General features: G+C 36.0%; 20 protein-coding genes. 12 read left to right on the top strand and 8 right to left on the bottom strand.

What is annotated here, in order from left to right; genetic code table 11:
• Positions 1–9: 9 nt before the first annotated feature.
• A complete protein-coding gene (locus ACA100_RS06300; RefSeq protein ID WP_481076865.1) occupies positions 10–699 on the top strand; it encodes a 5'-methylthioadenosine/adenosylhomocysteine nucleosidase in 690 nt (229 codons plus the stop codon).
• 60 nt (positions 700–759) lie between these two features.
• On the opposite strand, the gene ACA100_RS06305 is transcribed toward ACA100_RS06300, so the two are convergent.
• Entirely contained in the window at positions 760–1,143 is a 384-nt protein-coding gene (locus tag ACA100_RS06305; RefSeq protein WP_481076866.1) for a DUF2069 domain-containing protein, read from the bottom strand.
• Between the two features lie 64 nt (positions 1,144–1,207).
• On the opposite strand from ACA100_RS06305, the gene mutM reads away from it, so the two are divergent.
• On the top strand, positions 1,208–2,017 hold the full coding sequence (gene mutM, locus ACA100_RS06310) for a bifunctional DNA-formamidopyrimidine glycosylase/DNA-(apurinic or apyrimidinic site) lyase (protein ID WP_481076867.1): 810 nt from the start codon (positions 1,208–1,210) through the stop codon (positions 2,015–2,017).
• 92 nt (positions 2,018–2,109) lie between these two features.
• On the opposite strand, the gene ACA100_RS06315 is transcribed toward mutM, so the two are convergent.
• The 3 genes from ACA100_RS06315 to ACA100_RS06325 form a co-directional block, all read right to left on the bottom strand.
• Positions 2,110–2,460 carry an MliC family protein gene (locus tag ACA100_RS06315; RefSeq protein WP_481076868.1) on the bottom strand — a complete coding sequence of 117 codons (351 nt, stop codon included), beginning with the start codon at positions 2,458–2,460 and terminating at the stop codon, positions 2,110–2,112.
• 18 nt (positions 2,461–2,478) lie between these two features.
• The gene (locus ACA100_RS06320; RefSeq protein ID WP_481076869.1) at positions 2,479–2,838 is read right to left on the bottom strand and encodes an MliC family protein; all 360 of its coding nucleotides are present in this window, start codon (positions 2,836–2,838) and stop codon (positions 2,479–2,481) included.
• Between the two features lie 103 nt (positions 2,839–2,941).
• Positions 2,942–4,522: a DEAD/DEAH box helicase gene (locus ACA100_RS06325; RefSeq protein ID WP_481076870.1), complete on the bottom strand. Its 1,581-nt coding sequence runs from the start codon at positions 4,520–4,522 to the stop codon at positions 2,942–2,944.
• Between the two features lie 382 nt (positions 4,523–4,904).
• Here ACA100_RS06325 and ACA100_RS06330 point away from each other — a divergent pair, with 382 nt between their 5' ends.
• The 5 genes from ACA100_RS06330 (at position 4,905) to menA (ending at position 8,024) form a co-directional block, all read left to right on the top strand.
• A complete protein-coding gene (locus ACA100_RS06330; protein ID WP_481076871.1) occupies positions 4,905–5,114 on the top strand; it encodes a protoglobin domain-containing protein in 210 nt (69 codons plus the stop codon).
• Positions 5,102–5,446 (top strand): protoglobin domain-containing protein, encoded by a 345-nt coding sequence (locus ACA100_RS06335; protein ID WP_481076872.1) that lies wholly within the window; start codon positions 5,102–5,104, stop codon positions 5,444–5,446. The genes ACA100_RS06330 and ACA100_RS06335 overlap by 13 nt, the downstream gene beginning before the upstream one ends.
• 220 nt (positions 5,447–5,666) lie before the next feature.
• The gene (locus ACA100_RS06340) at positions 5,667–6,209 is read left to right on the top strand and encodes a protoglobin domain-containing protein (RefSeq protein ID WP_481076873.1); all 543 of its coding nucleotides are present in this window, start codon (positions 5,667–5,669) and stop codon (positions 6,207–6,209) included.
• Between the two features lie 223 nt (positions 6,210–6,432).
• The gene (locus tag ACA100_RS06345; protein ID WP_481076874.1) at positions 6,433–6,975 is read left to right on the top strand and encodes a protoglobin domain-containing protein; all 543 of its coding nucleotides are present in this window, start codon (positions 6,433–6,435) and stop codon (positions 6,973–6,975) included.
• A gap of 137 nt (positions 6,976–7,112) precedes the next feature.
• Positions 7,113–8,024 (top strand): 1,4-dihydroxy-2-naphthoate octaprenyltransferase, encoded by a 912-nt coding sequence (gene menA / locus ACA100_RS06350; RefSeq protein ID WP_481076875.1) that lies wholly within the window; start codon positions 7,113–7,115, stop codon positions 8,022–8,024.
• A gap of 3 nt (positions 8,025–8,027) precedes the next feature.
• On the opposite strand, the gene ACA100_RS06355 is transcribed toward menA, so the two are convergent.
• Both ACA100_RS06355 and ACA100_RS06360 read right to left on the bottom strand, forming a co-directional pair.
• Complete coding sequence (locus ACA100_RS06355; protein ID WP_481076876.1) at positions 8,028–8,975, bottom strand: AEC family transporter; 948 nt, start codon at positions 8,973–8,975, stop codon at positions 8,028–8,030.
• 152 nt (positions 8,976–9,127) lie between these two features.
• A complete protein-coding gene (locus tag ACA100_RS06360; protein WP_481076877.1) occupies positions 9,128–9,688 on the bottom strand; it encodes a hypothetical protein in 561 nt (186 codons plus the stop codon).
• Between the two features lie 107 nt (positions 9,689–9,795).
• Here ACA100_RS06360 and ACA100_RS06365 point away from each other — a divergent pair, with 107 nt between their 5' ends.
• On the top strand, positions 9,796–10,776 hold the full coding sequence (locus ACA100_RS06365; protein WP_481076878.1) for a toxin-antitoxin system YwqK family antitoxin: 981 nt from the start codon (positions 9,796–9,798) through the stop codon (positions 10,774–10,776).
• Between the two features lie 247 nt (positions 10,777–11,023).
• Here ACA100_RS06365 and ACA100_RS06370 read toward each other — a convergent pair whose 3' ends face one another.
• Both ACA100_RS06370 and glyA read right to left on the bottom strand, forming a co-directional pair.
• Complete coding sequence (locus ACA100_RS06370) at positions 11,024–11,785, bottom strand: hypothetical protein (RefSeq protein ID WP_481076879.1); 762 nt, start codon at positions 11,783–11,785, stop codon at positions 11,024–11,026.
• 184 nt (positions 11,786–11,969) lie between these two features.
• The gene (glyA, locus tag ACA100_RS06375) at positions 11,970–13,220 is read right to left on the bottom strand and encodes a serine hydroxymethyltransferase (RefSeq protein ID WP_481076880.1); all 1,251 of its coding nucleotides are present in this window, start codon (positions 13,218–13,220) and stop codon (positions 11,970–11,972) included.
• Positions 13,221–13,350: 130 nt separating this feature from the next.
• On the opposite strand from glyA, the gene ACA100_RS06380 reads away from it, so the two are divergent.
• The 4 genes from ACA100_RS06380 to pth all read left to right on the top strand — a co-directional run bounded on the left by ACA100_RS06380 (position 13,351) and on the right by pth (position 17,594).
• Positions 13,351–14,016, top strand: a complete 666-nt coding sequence (locus ACA100_RS06380; protein ID WP_481076881.1) for a protein-L-isoaspartate O-methyltransferase family protein — start codon at positions 13,351–13,353, stop codon at positions 14,014–14,016.
• 71 nt (positions 14,017–14,087) lie between these two features.
• Positions 14,088–16,331, top strand: coding sequence for a DNA topoisomerase IV subunit A (gene parC, locus ACA100_RS06385; RefSeq protein WP_481076882.1), 2,244 nt, complete (start codon positions 14,088–14,090; stop codon positions 16,329–16,331).
• An 81-nt stretch (positions 16,332–16,412) separates the two neighbouring features.
• Complete coding sequence (locus ACA100_RS06390; RefSeq protein WP_481076883.1) at positions 16,413–17,018, top strand: 50S ribosomal protein L25/general stress protein Ctc; 606 nt, start codon at positions 16,413–16,415, stop codon at positions 17,016–17,018.
• Positions 17,019–17,024: 6 nt separating this feature from the next.
• Entirely contained in the window at positions 17,025–17,594 is a 570-nt protein-coding gene (gene pth / locus ACA100_RS06395) for an aminoacyl-tRNA hydrolase (RefSeq protein WP_481076884.1), read from the top strand.
• Positions 17,595–17,601: the final 7 nt, after the last annotated feature.

Below are 17,601 nucleotides of genomic sequence, written 5' to 3' on the forward strand. Positions count from 1 at the left end.
GGATCTATTATGATAAACCAAGTTAAAGTCATTATTGGTGCAATGGATGAGGAAGTTTGTGCATTGGTTGCTCGTATGGCAATGGTTGTGAAAGGTGTTGTTGATGGTGTAGAAATTCATCAGGGTCAGTTAGGTGGTAAAAATATTGTTGTGGCCAAGTCTGGCATTGGTAAAGCGAATGCAGCATATACAGCAGCAATTTTATTGAAAGAATTTAAGCCGACAGAAGTGATTAATATTGGTAGTGCTGGTGGTACAAAAGTTGGTCAAACTATTGGTGATGTGGTTGTTGCTAATAAATTGCAATATCATGATTTCGATATTGGGCCAAACACAATCACTGATTCACGCTTTATTTTTGAAAATGGCCATTCTGATTTATCAGGCATTGAAGCTGTATTGAAATCTTTAAATACACCATATCATTTGGGATTGATTGTATCAGGTGATCAATTTGTGACCAAAGATTCAGATGCATTTAAACGTATTCAAGAAAAATTTACGAATGCCATTGCTGTGGATATGGAAGCAACTGCAATTGCATGCGCGTGTGAGCGCAATCAAACACCTTGGATTGTATTACGTTCATTAAGTGATGTAACGCATAACGAAGGCAATGATATGGATTTTGAAACATATTTAGCGAAAGCAAGCGCAAACTCAGCATTGATTGCAGAAGAGTATTTGAAATTATCTTAATTTGATCACAATAAAAGGTTGGCATTGCCAACCTTTTTATTGTTTATAACTGAGTGAAAATTATTTAGATTTTTTAAAGCGTTCGCTTGGAATTTCTTTCCAATCGAATGGAGAAAATCGTGCAAATAAAACCATGCCAGTAAACCATACAGTTGTACATAATAAAATGACTGCTGATAATGCAGGATTATCAGGCCAAACATCTACGCCAATCACTAAATACCAGCAAGATAAAAAACTACCCCAAGCATGCGTATAGCGTTTAGCTTGTAATAATCCTCGTAATGGGAAAAGTAAAGGTACAACTAAAGTAATGAGTAATAAGCCTTCTGGCATATTGATGTAGATTTTTTTAAGAACAATGCCAAGAATTAATGTGATCATTAATAATCCGTATCCTGCTAGTGTGAGGATGCGAGACAGAGGTAAGATTGGGTGATGCATATATTATCCATAATGAGTACAATGAAGAGAATTTTATCATGTTTTCATCATAATCGGGATTGCTATGCCAGAATTACCAGAAGTTGAAATTACTAAGCAGGGCATTATGCCATATGTGATTAATCAATCCATTGAGAAGATTGATATTCATCATCGTTCGCTACGTTATCCTGTGAGTGATGCGCTGACTTTAATGGAAGGTCAAGTCATCACAAATGTTACGAGGAGAGCAAAATACCTATTAATGCATTCAGATGGTTTTTATCTATTGATTCATTTAGGTATGTCGGGCAGTTTACGAATTAGTGAATCTGATGAGCCGCGTAAAAAACATGATCACATAGTTTTTAAGTTATCCAATGGTAAAGAGCTTCGTTATCATGATCCGCGTCGATTTGGTTTTGTGCAAATTTATCGAGGTGATGAAACACCAGACTATTTAACTAAATTAGCACCAGAGCCATTGAGCGATGAATTTAATGAAGCTTATTTTAAAAAAATTATTCAAAATCGAAAACAGCCCATTAAATCTTTTATTATGGACCAAAGATTTGTTGTGGGTGTTGGGAATATTTATGCTAATGAGGCACTTTTTCTGAGTGGCATTCATCCAACAAAACCTACACAGGATTTAAAACCCAAAGCACAGAAAATATTATTGGATTCTATTAAAACCGTGTTGAGTCGTGCGATTGGGGAAGGAGGAACCACATTAAAAGATTTTGTACAGCCTGATGGCACACATGGGTATTTCGCTCATTCTTTATCTGTTTATGGAAGAGATAAAGCTGAATGCGTGAATTGTGGTGTAGAAATTCAGAAAATTACTATTGCTCAACGATCGACATATTTTTGCCCAATTTGTCAAAAGTGATCATAACAAAGCAGATATAAAAAAGGATTATGGTAATATAATCCTTTTTTATTGAATAGCTTATTGGATATTTTAATAAGTTAATAAAAATATTAATTTATTGTTTTACATTGGATATTTCTATTAGGTGCTTTTAATAAATTTCTAAAAGTTGCATTGTCACCTTTTGTCCATAATTCATAAATACCGCCTTGGTATTTTGCACCGCTTGCGGCAAGAGAATTGGATAATAATGCAGGTGCTTCATTGTTGACAGAAACTAAAGCGATATTGTTAAATTCATCGCTTAAAAATTTTGCGGTCACTTTATCATTACCACATTGGTATGTTGTGACTGAAGTTTCTTTATATTGATCCAATCCATTAGAAGAAGTGCTACTTGCACAAGCACTTAATCCTACAATAGTAGTTGTGATTGCTAAAGCTTTAATCCATGTATTCATGATTTCTCCTAGTTTAATTTATTTTGCGGGTACAATTTGGCATTCTACGGCATTTTCAGGGGCAATCATAAGATTAGTGAACATGGCACTATCACCATTAATCCATAGTTCATAAATACTACCGACATATTTTTCACCACTTGCAGCCATTACATTTGCCAATAGAGTTGGCACTGTGTCACCAGACAATGTTATAAGGGCGATGTTATTTTGTTTTTTATTTAAGAAATCAACAGTTAGTGTTTCTTGGGCACAGGTAAATTGCGTTGTATTAGTGATTTCATACTCATTGAGCGAATTTTTTTGTTCTGCATATGCAGTTAAGCCAAATCCTAAAGCAATTGTAGAAACAGCTACGATTTTGACTAATTTCTTCATTTGTTTTCTCCTAAAATTATTATTGGATGAAGCAGATATATCATACAGAAAAAAACTCGCCGAATGGGCGAGTTTTTAATTTTAAATGGCACTTGAATTTTAATTATTCAGAGCGTGCTCTTCTTGAAAAAGATTTTTGTGGGCGATCTGAACGTGTAGGGCGTTCTGAACGATCACCTCTTGGTTTATCAGAGCGAGCAGTTCTATCAGTTCTTTCTGAACGCTCAAATTTTGATTTGTCTGATTTGCGCTCAGCTGTGAAGCGTTGTTTTTCTGAGCTACGAGAATCGCGGCCTTCACCTTTAGGTTTGTCGAAGAATTCAGAAGATGATTTACGTTCATTTCTTGGCTTGTCTGATCTTGAATCGCGATCTTTGCGATCACCACGATCATTTCTATCACCGCGACCGCCACCACTGCGTTCAAAGCGACGACCACCAGATTTACCACCGCCATTACGACCGCGGCCACGACCTTTCTTGTTTCTGTTTTCTCTGAAATCGTTAGGATCCAAAGTTGGTTCTAAACTTTCCACTGTTAATACATCGATTTTATAAGATGTATAGTCAGAAATATCACGTAAACGACGATGATCACGCACATTCACAATGCTGATTGCATCACCAGAACGACCAGCACGGCCAGTACGACCAATACGGTGAACATAGTCTTCAGCTTTCATTGGTAAGCCGATGTTGATAACGTGAGTGATTGATGCGATATCAATACCGCGTGCTGCAACGTCTGTTGCCACTAAAATTTTAGTGCGGCCTTTGCGTAATGATTCTAAACGACGGTTGCGGACTTTTTGTGGAATACCACCATGCAAGTAAGTTACTGAATAGTCAGCATCTTCCAACATATCTGCAATTTCTTCACTTTCAATTTGTGTTGAAGTAAATACAACTGCTTGATCCAAATTCGGTTGGTTTAACCAGTGAATCAATAATTCTCTTTGGTGATCTCTGTCATCTGCAAAGTTCACTTGTTGAGTGATGTTTGTGTTCAATACGTTTTGTGAAGAGAGTTCGATGCGCTCAGGATCTTCCATCATCTCTTCTGCTAAACGCATGATATTTTTAGGGAATGTTGCGGAGAACATTAAGTTTTGCTGGCAGTTTTTACACGCTTTGTGGATCATTTCTAAGTCTTCAGCAAAGCCGAGATCTAACATACGATCTGCTTCATCTGCTACAAAGAATTGTACTTCTGATAAGTCCACAACTTTTTGCTTATACAAGTCTAATAAACGACCTGGCGTTGCAACTAAAACAGTTACGTTTTCTAATTCGCGAATTTGTTGGCCATATGGCATGCCGCCAACTACTGTAGAAATACGGATACCGCGAGCTGCACCTTTTAAGCGAATCGCTTCTTTAGCAACTTGTTGTGCTAATTCACGTGTTGGACACAATACCAAAGCTTTAGGTTTGATGTTGTCTTTACCACGGCGCTCACCTTTACGAGAAGAAGTTTTCTCAAAAGGAATGTCTAAAAGAATGTTCAATACAGGTAATAAAAACGCTGCTGTTTTACCGCTACCAGTTTGGCTGCTCACCATTAAGTCATCACCGTTTAACGCAACAGGCAAAACTTTTTCTTGCACAGGCGTAGGGGATTGATAACCCATTTCATTTAACGCATTTAATAAAATCGGGTTTAGATCTAAGTCTGAAAAAAGCATAAATAATATATCTACCTCAAATTCAATTGAGGCACCTTAAAGAATTAATAAAGGAGTGTTCATGGAATACTACGTGGCGACGATAGCGCGCGAGAGTGAGGCAAATATAGAATAATATGCAGTAGACCCTAGAATTCGATGAAGCCTGTGGATTATACAGACTTTTTTTAAATATGATAGTCAGGGATGAAATTAATTGAAAAAATATATCTATATCTTGCTTTTACATCAATATCTTTAAATTTTTATTCATTAAATGAAAGTCTGTCATAAATTTGTCACGATCCATATTTAAAATTTATATGGGATTTGATGAAGGTAATATTTATTTTATCTCATTGAATTATTGAAATAAATTTTAATTTTTATGCGGGTGTTAAACGTGGTTGTGAAGAATAATTTTGGTATTACCAATGAAGATCTAGATGTTTTATTAGATATTAATAATTTTACGCAGGCAGATATTGATAAATTACGTTTATTAAAGCTAGTCATTGAACCTAAATTACCCGCTTTGACAGAGCTTTTTTATGTTCAATTACAAAATAATGAAACAACTGCTGTATTTCTGGAGGCCGTTTGGAGGCATTAAAAGCGACGCATTTACAATGGATGAAAGATCTTTTCTCCAGAGAATTTAATGAAGAGTATGTCGCATTTTTATGGAATATTGGTCGAGTGCATGCAAAATTACACATTGCACCTTTATTTGTCGCTTCAAGTATGAGTTTTTTACGTTCAGAAATACCTAATATCATCACGGATGAAATGGCCACAGAATTGGGGAGCACAAAAGCAGCGTTAACCGCTTCGGTTTTGAAAATGTTGGACATTAATCAGTTTGTGATAGACAGCAGTTATAATGATCGCCTATTGGAAGTTACAGGGATTTCTAAGAAATTGTTACAAAGATTGATGAGTTAAAATAAATAAAGAATTGAATTGAAAAGAAAAATTTTATGAAATTTATGAGGGTAGCATATTAATTCAGCAATCTTTGTACTATAGTTGCTAGTAGTAGTTTGATTAAAATAATCTATGATGATGATCAGTGCTACAAGTTGAGATAATCAAAATTTAGATTATGTGATGCAAATTACATGAAATATTTATAAGTTATTATTAGAAATTATAGGAATCAACTGTGACAATTAAGAATAATTTTGGTATTACCAATGAAGATCTAGATGTTTTATTAGATATTAATAATTTTACGCAGGCAGATATTGATAAATTACGTTTATTAAAGCCAATCATTGAACCTAAATTACCCGCTTTGACAGAGCTTTTTTATGTTCAATTACAAAATAATGAAACAACTGCTGTATTTCTGGAGGGCCGTTTGGAAGCATTAAAAGCGACGCATTTACAATGGATGAAGGATCTTTTCTCCAGAGAATTCAATGAAGAGTATGTCGCATTTTTATGGAATATTGGCCGAGTGCATGCAAAATTACACATTGCACCTTTATTTGTCGCTTCAAGTATGAGTTTTTTACGTTCAGAAATACCTAATATCATCACGGATGAAATGGCCACGGAATTGGGGAGCACAAAAGCCGCGTTAACCGCTTCGGTTTTGAAAATGTTGGACATTAATCAGTTTGTGATAGACAGCAGTTATAATGATCGCTTATTGGAAGTCACAGGGATTTCTAAGAAATTGTTACAAAGATTGATGAGTTAAAATAAATTATCGTATGTTTTAAATTATGGATAAAGAGTTAATAAGTAATATTAGCTCTTTTATTATATTATTTTCACTGATTATTGTTGAATAATAATTATTAATGGTTTATGTTTTTATAATGCTATGGAAAATATTGGTTAATTGAATTGATAGTCCTGAATTATCATTAATCATAAAATAATGAAATAAAAATAATAGATATTATTAAAGGGGAGATATTGTGTCGATTAAGAATAGTTTTGGGATCATGCATGCGGAGTTGGATGTACTATTGGATGTGAATCAATTCACACACAAAGATATAGATCGTTTACATAAATTGAGTCCTTTGATTGAGCCTAAATTACCTGAGTTAACTGATAAATTTTATGCTCAGCTAGAAAATAACCACATCACTGCAGTTTATTTAGAAGGAAGGGTTGAGGGATTAAAAACTACACATATTCAGTGGATGCAAGAGTTGTTTTCTATGGAATTTAACGAAGATTATATAAAATCTTTATGGAACATTGGACGAGTGCATGCTCGCATTGGTATTCCACCATTATTTGTTTCTGCAAGTATGAGTTTTTTGCGTTCAGAGTTTCCTAAATTTATTACCGCTGAGGATGCCAATGCCGTTGGTTGTACTCAGGTTGAATTAATTTCATCTGTATTAAAAATATTAGATATTAACCATTTCATCATTGATGGTAGTTATTATGATGGGTTGTTAGAATTCACAGGTATTTCTAAAAAACTACTACATAAGTTAATGAGTTGATTAATAGTTGCTGTTATTTTGAATATATTATCTCAAGCCAATACCTAATTTTAGGTATTGGCTTTTTTATCAATAATATAGATAACATGGGAAAATCCATGTATAAATAAGTCATCGATGGAAATTGAGAAAAAATAATGAATAGACGTCAATACTATCACGCATGGTTGAGCAGCTTTAGATTACAAACATTACCATTAGCTGTTGCAACTATTTTAATCGCCAATGCATTGGCTTATTGGCAAGGCCAATTCAGCTTTAAAGTATTTCTTTTAACCTTATTAACAGCAGTGCTTCTACAGATTACTTCTAATGTGGCTAATGATTATGGCGATTTTTCTAAACAGACAGATACATGTGAGCGGTTAGGGCCATTGCGTGGTATTCATCATGGTGTGATTACGTTGAATCAATTGCGTCTTGTATTGTGTTTAACAATTTGTGTGTCTGTTGTTTCAGGTTTATGGTTATTACTGGTTTCCACCACAAGTTACGAACAGTTATATTTCTTCATTGGTTTAGGATTTTTATCCATTGTCGCCGCTGTGACATACACTGTTGGTAAAAAGCCTTATGGTTACATTGGCTTAGGTGATTTATCTGTTTTAATGTTTTTTGGTTTTGTGGGCATTATGGGAAGTTATTATCTGCAAACGAATGAGCTGGGTGCTTGGTTAATTTTGCCTGCGATTTCCAGTGGATTTCTATCCATGGGCGTTTTGAATATTAATAATATGCGGGATCACGAACAGGATGAAAAGGCAGGGAAGCGTACATTGGTTGTGATGATGGGTTTATCGTGGGCGAAATCTTATCAGATCAGTTTACTTTTAACATCTCTGGGCGTTTTAATTATCTTTGTTGTGAGTTATCTTCCTTTGTCTGCATTATGGATTTTTTTAGTATTGATTCCATTATATTTAAGACAAGTTTATGAATTAAGCATCGAGGATAAATTTGTGGGTAATTTATTGGTGCCGATGGTCAGGTTGAATTTATCTACGGCGCTACTGTTAAGCTGCGCCATCCTTTTTAGCATGACAGAGTAATCTTTAGAGTCCAACACCAATTAAATGTAACAAATAGAGCATACAAGGAATGGTGATTAAGGATGCCATGACGGAAATTAATGTCATGGCGATGCTAAAGTTAATGTCTGCGTTGTAGCGTTGAAATAGCACGGATGCCAATGTAAAAGTTGGCATTGTGGCTTGGATCAAGATCACTTTTGTGACTAATGAATCAATCGGCAGTAAAATAATCAGTAAAAATGCCATCAATGGAAAAATGATGATTTTGAAACATACGCCCAAAGTCACGCTTTTTAAATCAATCTTGTTAATTACTTTCCATAAGTCAGGAATCAATAAGCCGATATAAATCATGCCCAATGGGCTAGCAATGGCAGCCAGTGATTTGGTTAATTGTTTTAATATTTCGTGAGCTTCAAATTGTATTGCACCCAATGTTAAAGCGATCACAATTGCCATTAATGGAATGTTGATCATGGCTGCAAGATTACGCAGGCGAAAGCCTTTATCTCGCTGTAATAGAAAGACACAAACAGTCCAAATCACAAAGTCTAAACCTGCATCAAAGATTGCAGCAAGTAATGCACCTTGCGCACCTAATAAAACATAACACAGTGGAATGCCGATAAAAGCTGTATTGCCTAATGTCGCAGTGATGGCAATTTCACTTGCTTTTTTGTCTTCGGTTTTAAATCGTTTCAAGGCGATATAACGAACAACAATAATGCCGAGCGTATTTAATATGACTGATAAAACAAACATGGTGAGGATTTGCTGCATCAATTCAGAATCTAAGTGTGTATTGAATACACTCGATAAAACGATGGAAGGTAAGCCGATATTGACGATTAAAGCGACAACTAAGCGCTGAGATTCTATGGTTAAACCATAGGCACGGCGCAACAATACGCCAACTAACATCATGGCGCCCATGACGGAAACAGAAGTTAAAGTAGTAAAGAAGATCATAGGGCAACCTAACAAACATATTCTAATTATGCTGATTACTATAGCATTAGTTATGCGGATAAGTTGCGGTCTGGCTAACTATATTTTTTGTGATTTTTAATATGAAATTAGTTTTTCTTTTTTCATAATTGACCTTTGAATATTTAGAAAATTTATGCTTCTTTCAAAATATATTCGATAGCTTGATTCAAATAGACGATGAGTGCCTCAAAATTTTCATCTTTTTTATTTGGATTGACAAATGGCTGTGCTGCATTGATTTTTTTCTGAGAAGCATCATATGGTAGAAAGCTTACACCATCATCGTCTTTAGTCAAAGATTTAAACGTAGTTTTGAAATCACACAAATACCAACCTTTATCGATATTAAAAATGCCCATCCAAAAATGGAGTGCGCAAATGCCATGAATTCTGATTTCAGGTGATTCACCATCATATTCTGGGCTGTGTAAAGCGCGTAATACTTCTGAGATCAGTTGTTTTTGTCGTACAGAAAATACACCTGTGTTTAATAAAGGTTGGAGTTTATTTCTAACAGGTAAAAGGAACGGCATCATTTTAAAAGCGTATTCTGTATGGCGATCATATTGTTCACCAAATAGATCATTGATTAAATGATAGCGGTGATAAATATTATTTAAGATTGCACAAAATTCTATATCTCTTTGTTGTGCGGTTCTGATTTCTCCAATGAGTTTTTTAAAATGTTGCATGATTCATCCTGTCAAAATGGCTCAATGTTATAGTATAGTAGCTATAAATTTTTTTTATGATAAAAAGCTAAATGTCGATTAAATTACGATCAATAGAAGAGAAAGCAATGAAGAAAGGATTGGTAGGATTAGCAATTATCACTGTGTTAGGTGGTGGATATTTTGGATATTCGCAGTATCAAGATTATCAAAAACGTGAATATGCTCGTTTATTGCAAGAGCGTAATCAAAGTATTAGAAAAATGATAGAAGAAAATAGACAAGATGCCATTAATCGTAAATTAGAAGAAGAGGCTCGGTTAGAACGCATTGCTAAAGGCGAAGGTAAAATTGAAAAGATTGTAACGCATTATGATACTGGTGAGAAAAAAGAGGAATATGCACTTCTTGAAGGAAGAAAAGAAGGGAAATATATTCTCTGGTATAAAAATGGTTTAATTTCAAGTGAAGCTTCTTACAGAAATGGCTTTTTAGTGGGTGAGAGAAAAGATTATTTTGATAATTCACAGCACACAATTAATGCAATTTCTCAATATGATCGCACTGATGAGAATCGATCATTTGGTGAACATAACACTCAGTGGTATATCAATGGTAATAAACGTGAAGAGTCATATAAAAACAGTCAGTTGCCTGAAAAAGAGTACAGAAAAAGTTGGCGTGAAGATGGGACTCTTAAGTATGAAGTATTCTTTGATCCTGATTTAGATTTAACAGTTGTTCTTGGATATTATCCAACAGGTGAACTCCAGTACAAATATTTTAAAGATAGGTATCAAGCTAAACAACAAAAGACAATTTATTGGTACAAATCAGGCAAAAAATATTTTGAAGCCAACTATAAAGATCGATTTATACAAGGTATTGCAACTTATTGGTATGAGTCTGGTCAGAAATATGCCGAAATTGTATTTGATAATTTTGGATATGCTAATGGTTGGTGTCAAAAATGGGATGAAAATGGCGTATTAATTCGTAAGGCTTTTTTGGAAAATGGTAAGGAAAAGTATCAAGATGGAACTATAAAATATGACCCTTATGTGAAGTGTCAGAAAGTCCCTCCGCTTAAAGGTTTTGATCAGCTATAAATTTATAGATTAAAGAGAAAGCAATGAAAAAAGGATTGATTGGATTAGCAGTGATTGCTAGTGCTGCTTCTCGTGCATTAGTTGCTTGCTAGGCGATTGCTGCATTATCAGCTCCACCATTTGTCATGCTTAACACAACACCAATCACTAATAAAATCGCACCAACGATTAATAAGAGTTGTTCCTTTTTCATAGTCTGCCTTTAGATTCAGAGTGAATTATGATCGGAGTATTTTAGATCATTATTTTATAATTTGAAATTATTACCTTGCCTTGATAATGGAAGATTGTTTAATAAATCATAGTATTCATCTCGCCAAATTTTATCCTGATTTTCAATATCATGAATAATATCAATTTCTTCTATATGTATTTGGCTATCAGGAATTGAATCAAAATTTTGTTTGGTTACTTTGATGTATTTTTGTCGGATATTTGTTTCTGCATAAACAGTAAATTCCTCATAGGCAAGTGCCTTAACTATTTGATTACCAGAAAATAAGTTGGGTTCAGCAAAAGGAAGTTTTTCGTTTGTCACCACATCAAAATACCCATTGTTGGCATGAGAAATAAATTTATCAATATAAGGCATATTTAGACGTTCAGCATGGTAACCATTGATAGTTAAAGGATAGTTGTAAGGTAAACTTATAGAAATATTATGTAGCTTAATTACAATATTAAATATGACAATAGGTTTGTCCTTTAGATTCATAATAGTAAAGCTATGATCGCTGTTATGATGATTAAGCCCTGAAAAATAACTAAGATTTCCTAATCCTTCTTCATTGAAATTAAAAGCTTTCCTTTTGAAGTTAAGAAAGGCAATAATTAAAGCACAGCCACCCATGATGATAGGAATAATTTGTAGCAATAATCTAAGGCGATTGATTCTTTCAGCAGATAATGGCGTTTCAAATATATAGAAAGTCATGGCGTACGAGATAATAAATAATATTCCTACACCAATTATAAATGTATCTGACCAAATTCTTTGTTCAGAATCCATTTCATCATATTGTTTATATAGTTTGTAACCTAGATAAACAAGAAGAGCTAGTAAGATTAAAAATGGTAAGCTAAGAAAAATGAAAGTTGTGATAGTCATAATATTTTAGAGAAATTATAGTTATGAAAAAGCCCTAAAAATAAATTTTTAGGGCTTCGTTATTCAGTGATTACAAAATAATGAATTATTTTTTGTAAACAGGGAATTTACGGCACAATGCAGTTACGTTTTCAGCAACGCGTGTAGCCAATGCTTCGTCATCCAAGTTTTCCATCACATCACACATCCAGTTAGCCAATAATTCAGACTCGCCTTCTTTGAAACCACGAGTTGTGATTGCTGGCGTACCAACACGGATACCTGAAGTTACAAATGGAGATTGTGGATCATTTGGTACAGTATTTTTGTTCACTGTGATATTTGCTTTGCCTAATGCAGCGTCCGCAGCTTTACCAGTAATGCCATGTTTAACTAAGCTTACCAAGAACAAGTGATCTTCTGTACCGTTAGAAACGATATCAAAACCACGTGATTGGAATACTTTAACCATTGCTTTAGCATTCTTTAAAACTTGTGTTTGGTATTCAACAAACTCAGGTTGCATTGCTTCCAAAAGTGCCACAGCTTTAGCTGCGATCACGTGCATTAAAGGGCCACCTTGAATGCCTGGGAAGATTGCTGAGTTCAATTTTTTCTCTAAATCAGGATTTGCTTTAGCTAAAATGATACCGCCACGAGGGCCACGCAATGTTTTGTGCGTTGTTGTTGTTACAACGTCAGCATATTCCATTGGGTTAGGATATAAACCAGCAGCAACTAAACCTGCAACGTGAGCCATATCTACGAATAAATATGCGCCTACTTTGTCAGCGATTTCACGGAAACGTTTGAAATCTAATAATTGTGAGTAAGCAGAGAAACCTGCAACAATCATTTTTGGCTTGTGTTCAATTGCTAATTTTTCAACTTCATCATAATCGATTAAGCCATCTTCATTCACGCCGTATTGAACAGCTTTGTATGTGCGGCCAGAGAAGTTAACTTTAGCACCATGAGTCAAGTGACCGCCGTGATCCAAGCTCATACCTAAAACTGTATCACCTGGTTCAACCAATGCTAAATAAACAGCACCATTCGCTTGTGAACCTGAATGAGGTTGTACGTTTGCATAATCAGCACCAAATAATTTTTTAGCGCGTTCGATGGCTAAGCTTTCCGCGATATCAACAAATTCACAGCCACCGTAGTAGCGCTTATTTGGATAACCTTCAGCATATTTGTTAGTTAACATAGAACCTTGTAACTCCATAACTAATGGAGAACAATAGTTTTCAGATGCGATCAATTCAACATGATCTTCTTGACGTTGTCCTTCCTTTTTTACAGCTTCAAAGAGTTCAGGATCAAATGAGTGTAACGCGAGATTTTCAAACATGATGATTTTCCTATAGAATAACCCAAGCAAAGGCGACAGTTATTGTAGAGCGTAAAGAGTTTTCATTCAACAACTCTACTGATAATTAAAGAAATTAGATTAATTTACCCATTAAGAGGAAGGCGTGATTATGACGATGAATAATAAAGATCATATGCGTTTTAATATGATAGAGCAGCAAATTCGTCCATGGAATGTATTGAATCAAAGAGTATTAAACGCATTTGATGTTATCAATCGTGATGATTTTGTAGCGGAGGAGCACAAAACATTGGCTTTTTCAGAACTGAGATTACCATTAGGCGGTAAAGATCAGATGTTAACGCCAGCGATGGAAGGCAGAATTTTGCAGGAAGTCGAAATCGAATCAACAGATAATGTATTGGTGATTGGTTCAGGCAGCGGATTTTTAGCAGCATTGGCTGCGCATTTGGGTGAAAAAGTCACGGCGATTGATATTAATCCTGATTACACGGCAACGGCACAAAAAAATATTGATCAACTGAATATCGATAATGTGACATTGATCACAGCAGATGTAAAAGATTTTACAGTAGAGAAAAATAGTTATGATGTCATCATCATGACAGGTTCAGTTTTAGAAGCACCACAAAAATTGTTAGATGCTTTAAAAACTGGTGGTCGTTTACTGGCTTTCATTGGTCAGCAAGATCAAACGGTCACAAGTGGCACAGTATTTATTAATCAATTGAGCGAAATCCGTAAAGATTCAAGATTCGAGATCGAATTGGAGCGTTTAAACGGTTTTGAAGATAAACCACAATTTGTATTTTAAATGAACGATTATGAGAATCCCATTCTGTTTTGTAGCAGAATGGGATTTCTATTTTTTAGAAATAATGAACTATGACGCAATTTATGCAACAGAATTTTGAAGTTCGCCCAATGGCGGAGTTTGCTGAAGAAGCTTATCTAAACTATTCCATGTATGTGATTATGGATCGCGCCTTGCCACATGTTGGCGATGGCCTAAAGCCTGTTCAACGCCGCATTATCTATGCGATGAGTGAATTGGGTCTGTCCGCAGTCTCTAAACATAAAAAATCCGCCAGAACAGTGGGCGATGTGATCGGTAAATATCATCCGCATGGTGATAGCGCATGTTATGAAGCATTGGTTTTGATGGCTCAGCCGTTCTCTTATCGTTATCCATTAGTGGATGGACAGGGAAACTTTGGTTCGTTGGATAATCCTAAATCGTTTGCTGCGATGCGTTATACAGAATCTAAACTGTCTAAATATGCGGAAGTTTTATTGAAAGAAACCAATGAAGCGACTGTGGATTGGCAGCCAAACTTTGATGGTTCATTGGATGAGCCTGTGAGATTGCCTGCAAGATTGCCCAATATTTTATTGAATGGCGGTACAGGGATTGCGGTTGGTATGGCGACGGATATTCCGCCACATAATTTAACGGAAGTTGCAGATGCAACATGTGCGTTGATTGATCAGCCGAATTTAACCTTAGAAGCATTGATGCAATATGTGCCAGCACCAGATTTCCCAACAGGCGGTGAAATCGTTAATACAAAAGAAGAACTCGTGAAGCTGTATACACAAGGCACGGGATCGATTCGTTTGCGTGCAAAATATTTCATTGAGAATGGCAACATTGTGATCACAGAATTGCCGTATCAGATTTCAGGTGAAAAGATTCAGATTGATATCGCAAATCAAATTCAATCTAAAAAATTACCGATGATTGACGACATTCGCGATGAATCAGATTATGAAAATCCTGTGCGCATTGTGTTGATCCCAAAATCTAATCGCGTAGAGCATGAGCGCGTAATGGATCACTTATTTGCAACGACAGATTTAGAAAAATCTGTGCGTGTGAATTTGAATATGATCGGCTTGGATAATCGTCCACAAGTTAAAAATTTGCATCAAATTCTCACAGAATGGATTCAATTCAGAACGGAAACCGTGACGCGCCGTTTAACGCATCAATTGAGCAAAGTAGAAGCACGCTTGCATATTTTAGAAGCATTGATGGTGGCTTATTTGAATCTCGATGAAGTGATTCGCATCATTCGTTTTGAAGATGAGCCAAAAGAGCTGTTGATGAGCACATTCAATCTCACTGAAATTCAAGCCAATGCAATTTTGGAAACTAAATTGCGCCATTTGGCAAAGCTGGAAGAGATGAAACTTCAGGCTGAAGAAGATGAATTGCAGCAGAAACGTGATGAATTGATGCAATTGTTGAATGAACCTGCAAAATTAAAAGCATTGATTAAAAAAGAGATCAAAGAAGATCAAAAAACTCATGGCGATGTGAGAAGAACAAAAGTGATTGAGCGCGCACAAGCAGAGGCGATTGATGAAATTGAATTGGTATCCAATGAACCAATTACAGTTGTTTTATCCAAAATGGGTTGGGTTCGTGCGGCAAAAGGGCACGAAATTGATCCGACACAGTTGAATTACCGCACAGGCGATGAATATCTCTGCTCTATTTTAGGTCGCAATAATCAACAGGCTGTATTTTTTGATAATGATGGCCGTGCATATAGTTTGGCCGCGCATACATTGCCATCAGCAAGAACTATGGGCGAAGCATTGAGCGGGCGATTCACATTGTCAGCATCTACGCATATCAATTATCTTTTGTGCGATCAGGAAGAGAGCAAATATTTATTGGCTGCGAATAATGGCTATGGTTTTATTGTGACTTATAGCGAATTATTGAGTCGTCAAAAAGCTGGTAAAGCGATTGTGAATGTAGGCGATGCTAAAATGTTCGAGCCACAAAAAGTAGATATAGAGCATAAGCCTTATCTGGTTGCTTATACTGAAAAGGGGCGATTATTGGTGACTGAATTATCTGCATTGCCTGAATTGGCGAAAGGTAAAGGTAATCAGATCATTGGTATTCCTGGTGCTGCATTTAAAAACCAAGAAGATGCATTGGTTGGTTTGTATATGATTGGTGCTGAAGATGTGATTAATCTCTATTTCGGTCGCTCGAAAGTGACTTTGAAACCGCATGATTGGCAGTTGTTTGTGGATGAGCGCGGTAAGCGTGGAAAAGAAGTAAAAAAAGGCACAAAAATCACGAAATTAGAGATTGCAGTGAGTAATTAAATTGCTATAATATGGCGCTTGTGTTTTTGGCTGGTCGCGGTCGAAAACTTTTTATAACTAAAATTTTATTTGGAGTAACAAATGAGTGAATTCGTATTTAAAGGATCTCTTCGCAAGGACATGGGGAAAGGAGCGAGCCGCCGCCTACGTCGTGAAGGTTTAATCCCAGCAGTAGTTTATGGTGCAGACAAAGATGCAGTAAGCATCACTTTGAACCACAACGAAGTTTTGACACAATTCCGTCATGAAGATGTTTATTCAAGCATCGTAACTGTTGAAATCGATGGCAAAGCTGAAAGCGCAATCGTGCGTGATGTACAACGTCACCCATTCAAACCATTGATCACTCACTTGGACTTCTTGCGTGTTAAAGCTGGTGAAAAATTAACATCAGCAGTACCTGTTGTGTTGTTGAATGCTGAAACTGCAGCTGGCGTAAAAGCTGGTGGTATCTTAACTCACGCTTTAACAGCAGTTGAAGTTGAATGTTTACCAAAAGATTTGCCACACGCAATCGAAGTTGACATTGCAGCTTTAGAAGTTGGCGCACACATCACTGTAGCTGACATCAAAGCACCAAAAGGCGTTGAAATCTTAACTCATGCTGAAGATCAAGTAGCTGGTATCGTAGCTCCACGCGTAGCTGAAGAAACTGAAGCTGCAGCAGAGGCTACAGAAGAAGCGTAATAGTCAATGACGGCGCTAAAATTAATTGTCGGGCTGGGTAATCCTGGTCCCGAATATATCGAAACCCGCCACAATGCGGGTTTTTGGTTTATTGACGAGATAGCAAGCTCTCCTTTGTCTTATCAAAGTAAATTTAAAGGACAAGTGGGCGAATTAATACAAGATGGTCGAAAAGTCTATTTATTGAAACCAGAAACATACATGAACAAAAGTGGTGAATCCGTTTTGGCTTTGGCACACTTTTATAAAATTTTACCAGAAGAAATTTTAGTGGTTCATGATGAGTTGGATTTGCCACCTGGTGTTGTAAAAGTAAAACAAGGTGGTGGACATGGCGGGCATAATGGCTTAAAAAGTATTGTATCTTGTTTGGGTTCTAATAACTTTAATCGTTTGCGTGTTGGCGTTGGCCATCCTGGCGATGCGAAGTTAGTCGCGAACTATGTGTTAAAGAAAGCATCGGGCGCAGATCAAAAATTAATGGATGATTCCATTTGGGATGCAAGACGATACTTATCTTCTATGGTTGCTGGTGATTTTGAGCCAGTCATGAACGAATTACATCGTAAGAAGTAACTTAAAG

The organism is Wohlfahrtiimonas sp. XWW7 (assembly GCF_056716055.1).

Bases quoted from the DNA above. Each gene is read 5' to 3' on its own strand.
- ACA100_RS06300 (WP_481076865.1), top strand. From the start codon at position 10: ATGATAAACCAAGTTAAAGTCATTATTGGTGCAATGGATGAGGAAGTT.
- ACA100_RS06305 (WP_481076866.1), bottom strand. From the start codon at position 1,143: ATGCATCACCCAATCTTACCTCTGTCTCGCATCCTCACACTAGCAGGA.
- mutM (WP_481076867.1), top strand. From the start codon at position 1,208: ATGCCAGAATTACCAGAAGTTGAAATTACTAAGCAGGGCATTATGCCA.
- ACA100_RS06315 (WP_481076868.1), bottom strand. From the start codon at position 2,460: ATGAATACATGGATTAAAGCTTTAGCAATCACAACTACTATTGTAGGA.
- ACA100_RS06320 (WP_481076869.1), bottom strand. From the start codon at position 2,838: ATGAAGAAATTAGTCAAAATCGTAGCTGTTTCTACAATTGCTTTAGGA.
- ACA100_RS06325 (WP_481076870.1), bottom strand. From the start codon at position 4,522: ATGCTTTTTTCAGACTTAGATCTAAACCCGATTTTATTAAATGCGTTA.
- menA (WP_481076875.1), top strand. From the start codon at position 7,113: ATGAATAGACGTCAATACTATCACGCATGGTTGAGCAGCTTTAGATTA.
- ACA100_RS06355 (WP_481076876.1), bottom strand. From the start codon at position 8,975: ATGATCTTCTTTACTACTTTAACTTCTGTTTCCGTCATGGGCGCCATG.
- ACA100_RS06360 (WP_481076877.1), bottom strand. From the start codon at position 9,688: ATGCAACATTTTAAAAAACTCATTGGAGAAATCAGAACCGCACAACAA.
- ACA100_RS06365 (WP_481076878.1), top strand. From the start codon at position 9,796: ATGAAGAAAGGATTGGTAGGATTAGCAATTATCACTGTGTTAGGTGGT.
- ACA100_RS06370 (WP_481076879.1), bottom strand. From the start codon at position 11,785: ATGGATTCTGAACAAAGAATTTGGTCAGATACATTTATAATTGGTGTA.
- glyA (WP_481076880.1), bottom strand. From the start codon at position 13,220: ATGTTTGAAAATCTCGCGTTACACTCATTTGATCCTGAACTCTTTGAA.
- ACA100_RS06380 (WP_481076881.1), top strand. From the start codon at position 13,351: ATGACGATGAATAATAAAGATCATATGCGTTTTAATATGATAGAGCAG.
- parC (WP_481076882.1), top strand. From the start codon at position 14,088: ATGACGCAATTTATGCAACAGAATTTTGAAGTTCGCCCAATGGCGGAG.
- ACA100_RS06390 (WP_481076883.1), top strand. From the start codon at position 16,413: ATGAGTGAATTCGTATTTAAAGGATCTCTTCGCAAGGACATGGGGAAA.
- pth (WP_481076884.1), top strand. From the start codon at position 17,025: ATGACGGCGCTAAAATTAATTGTCGGGCTGGGTAATCCTGGTCCCGAA.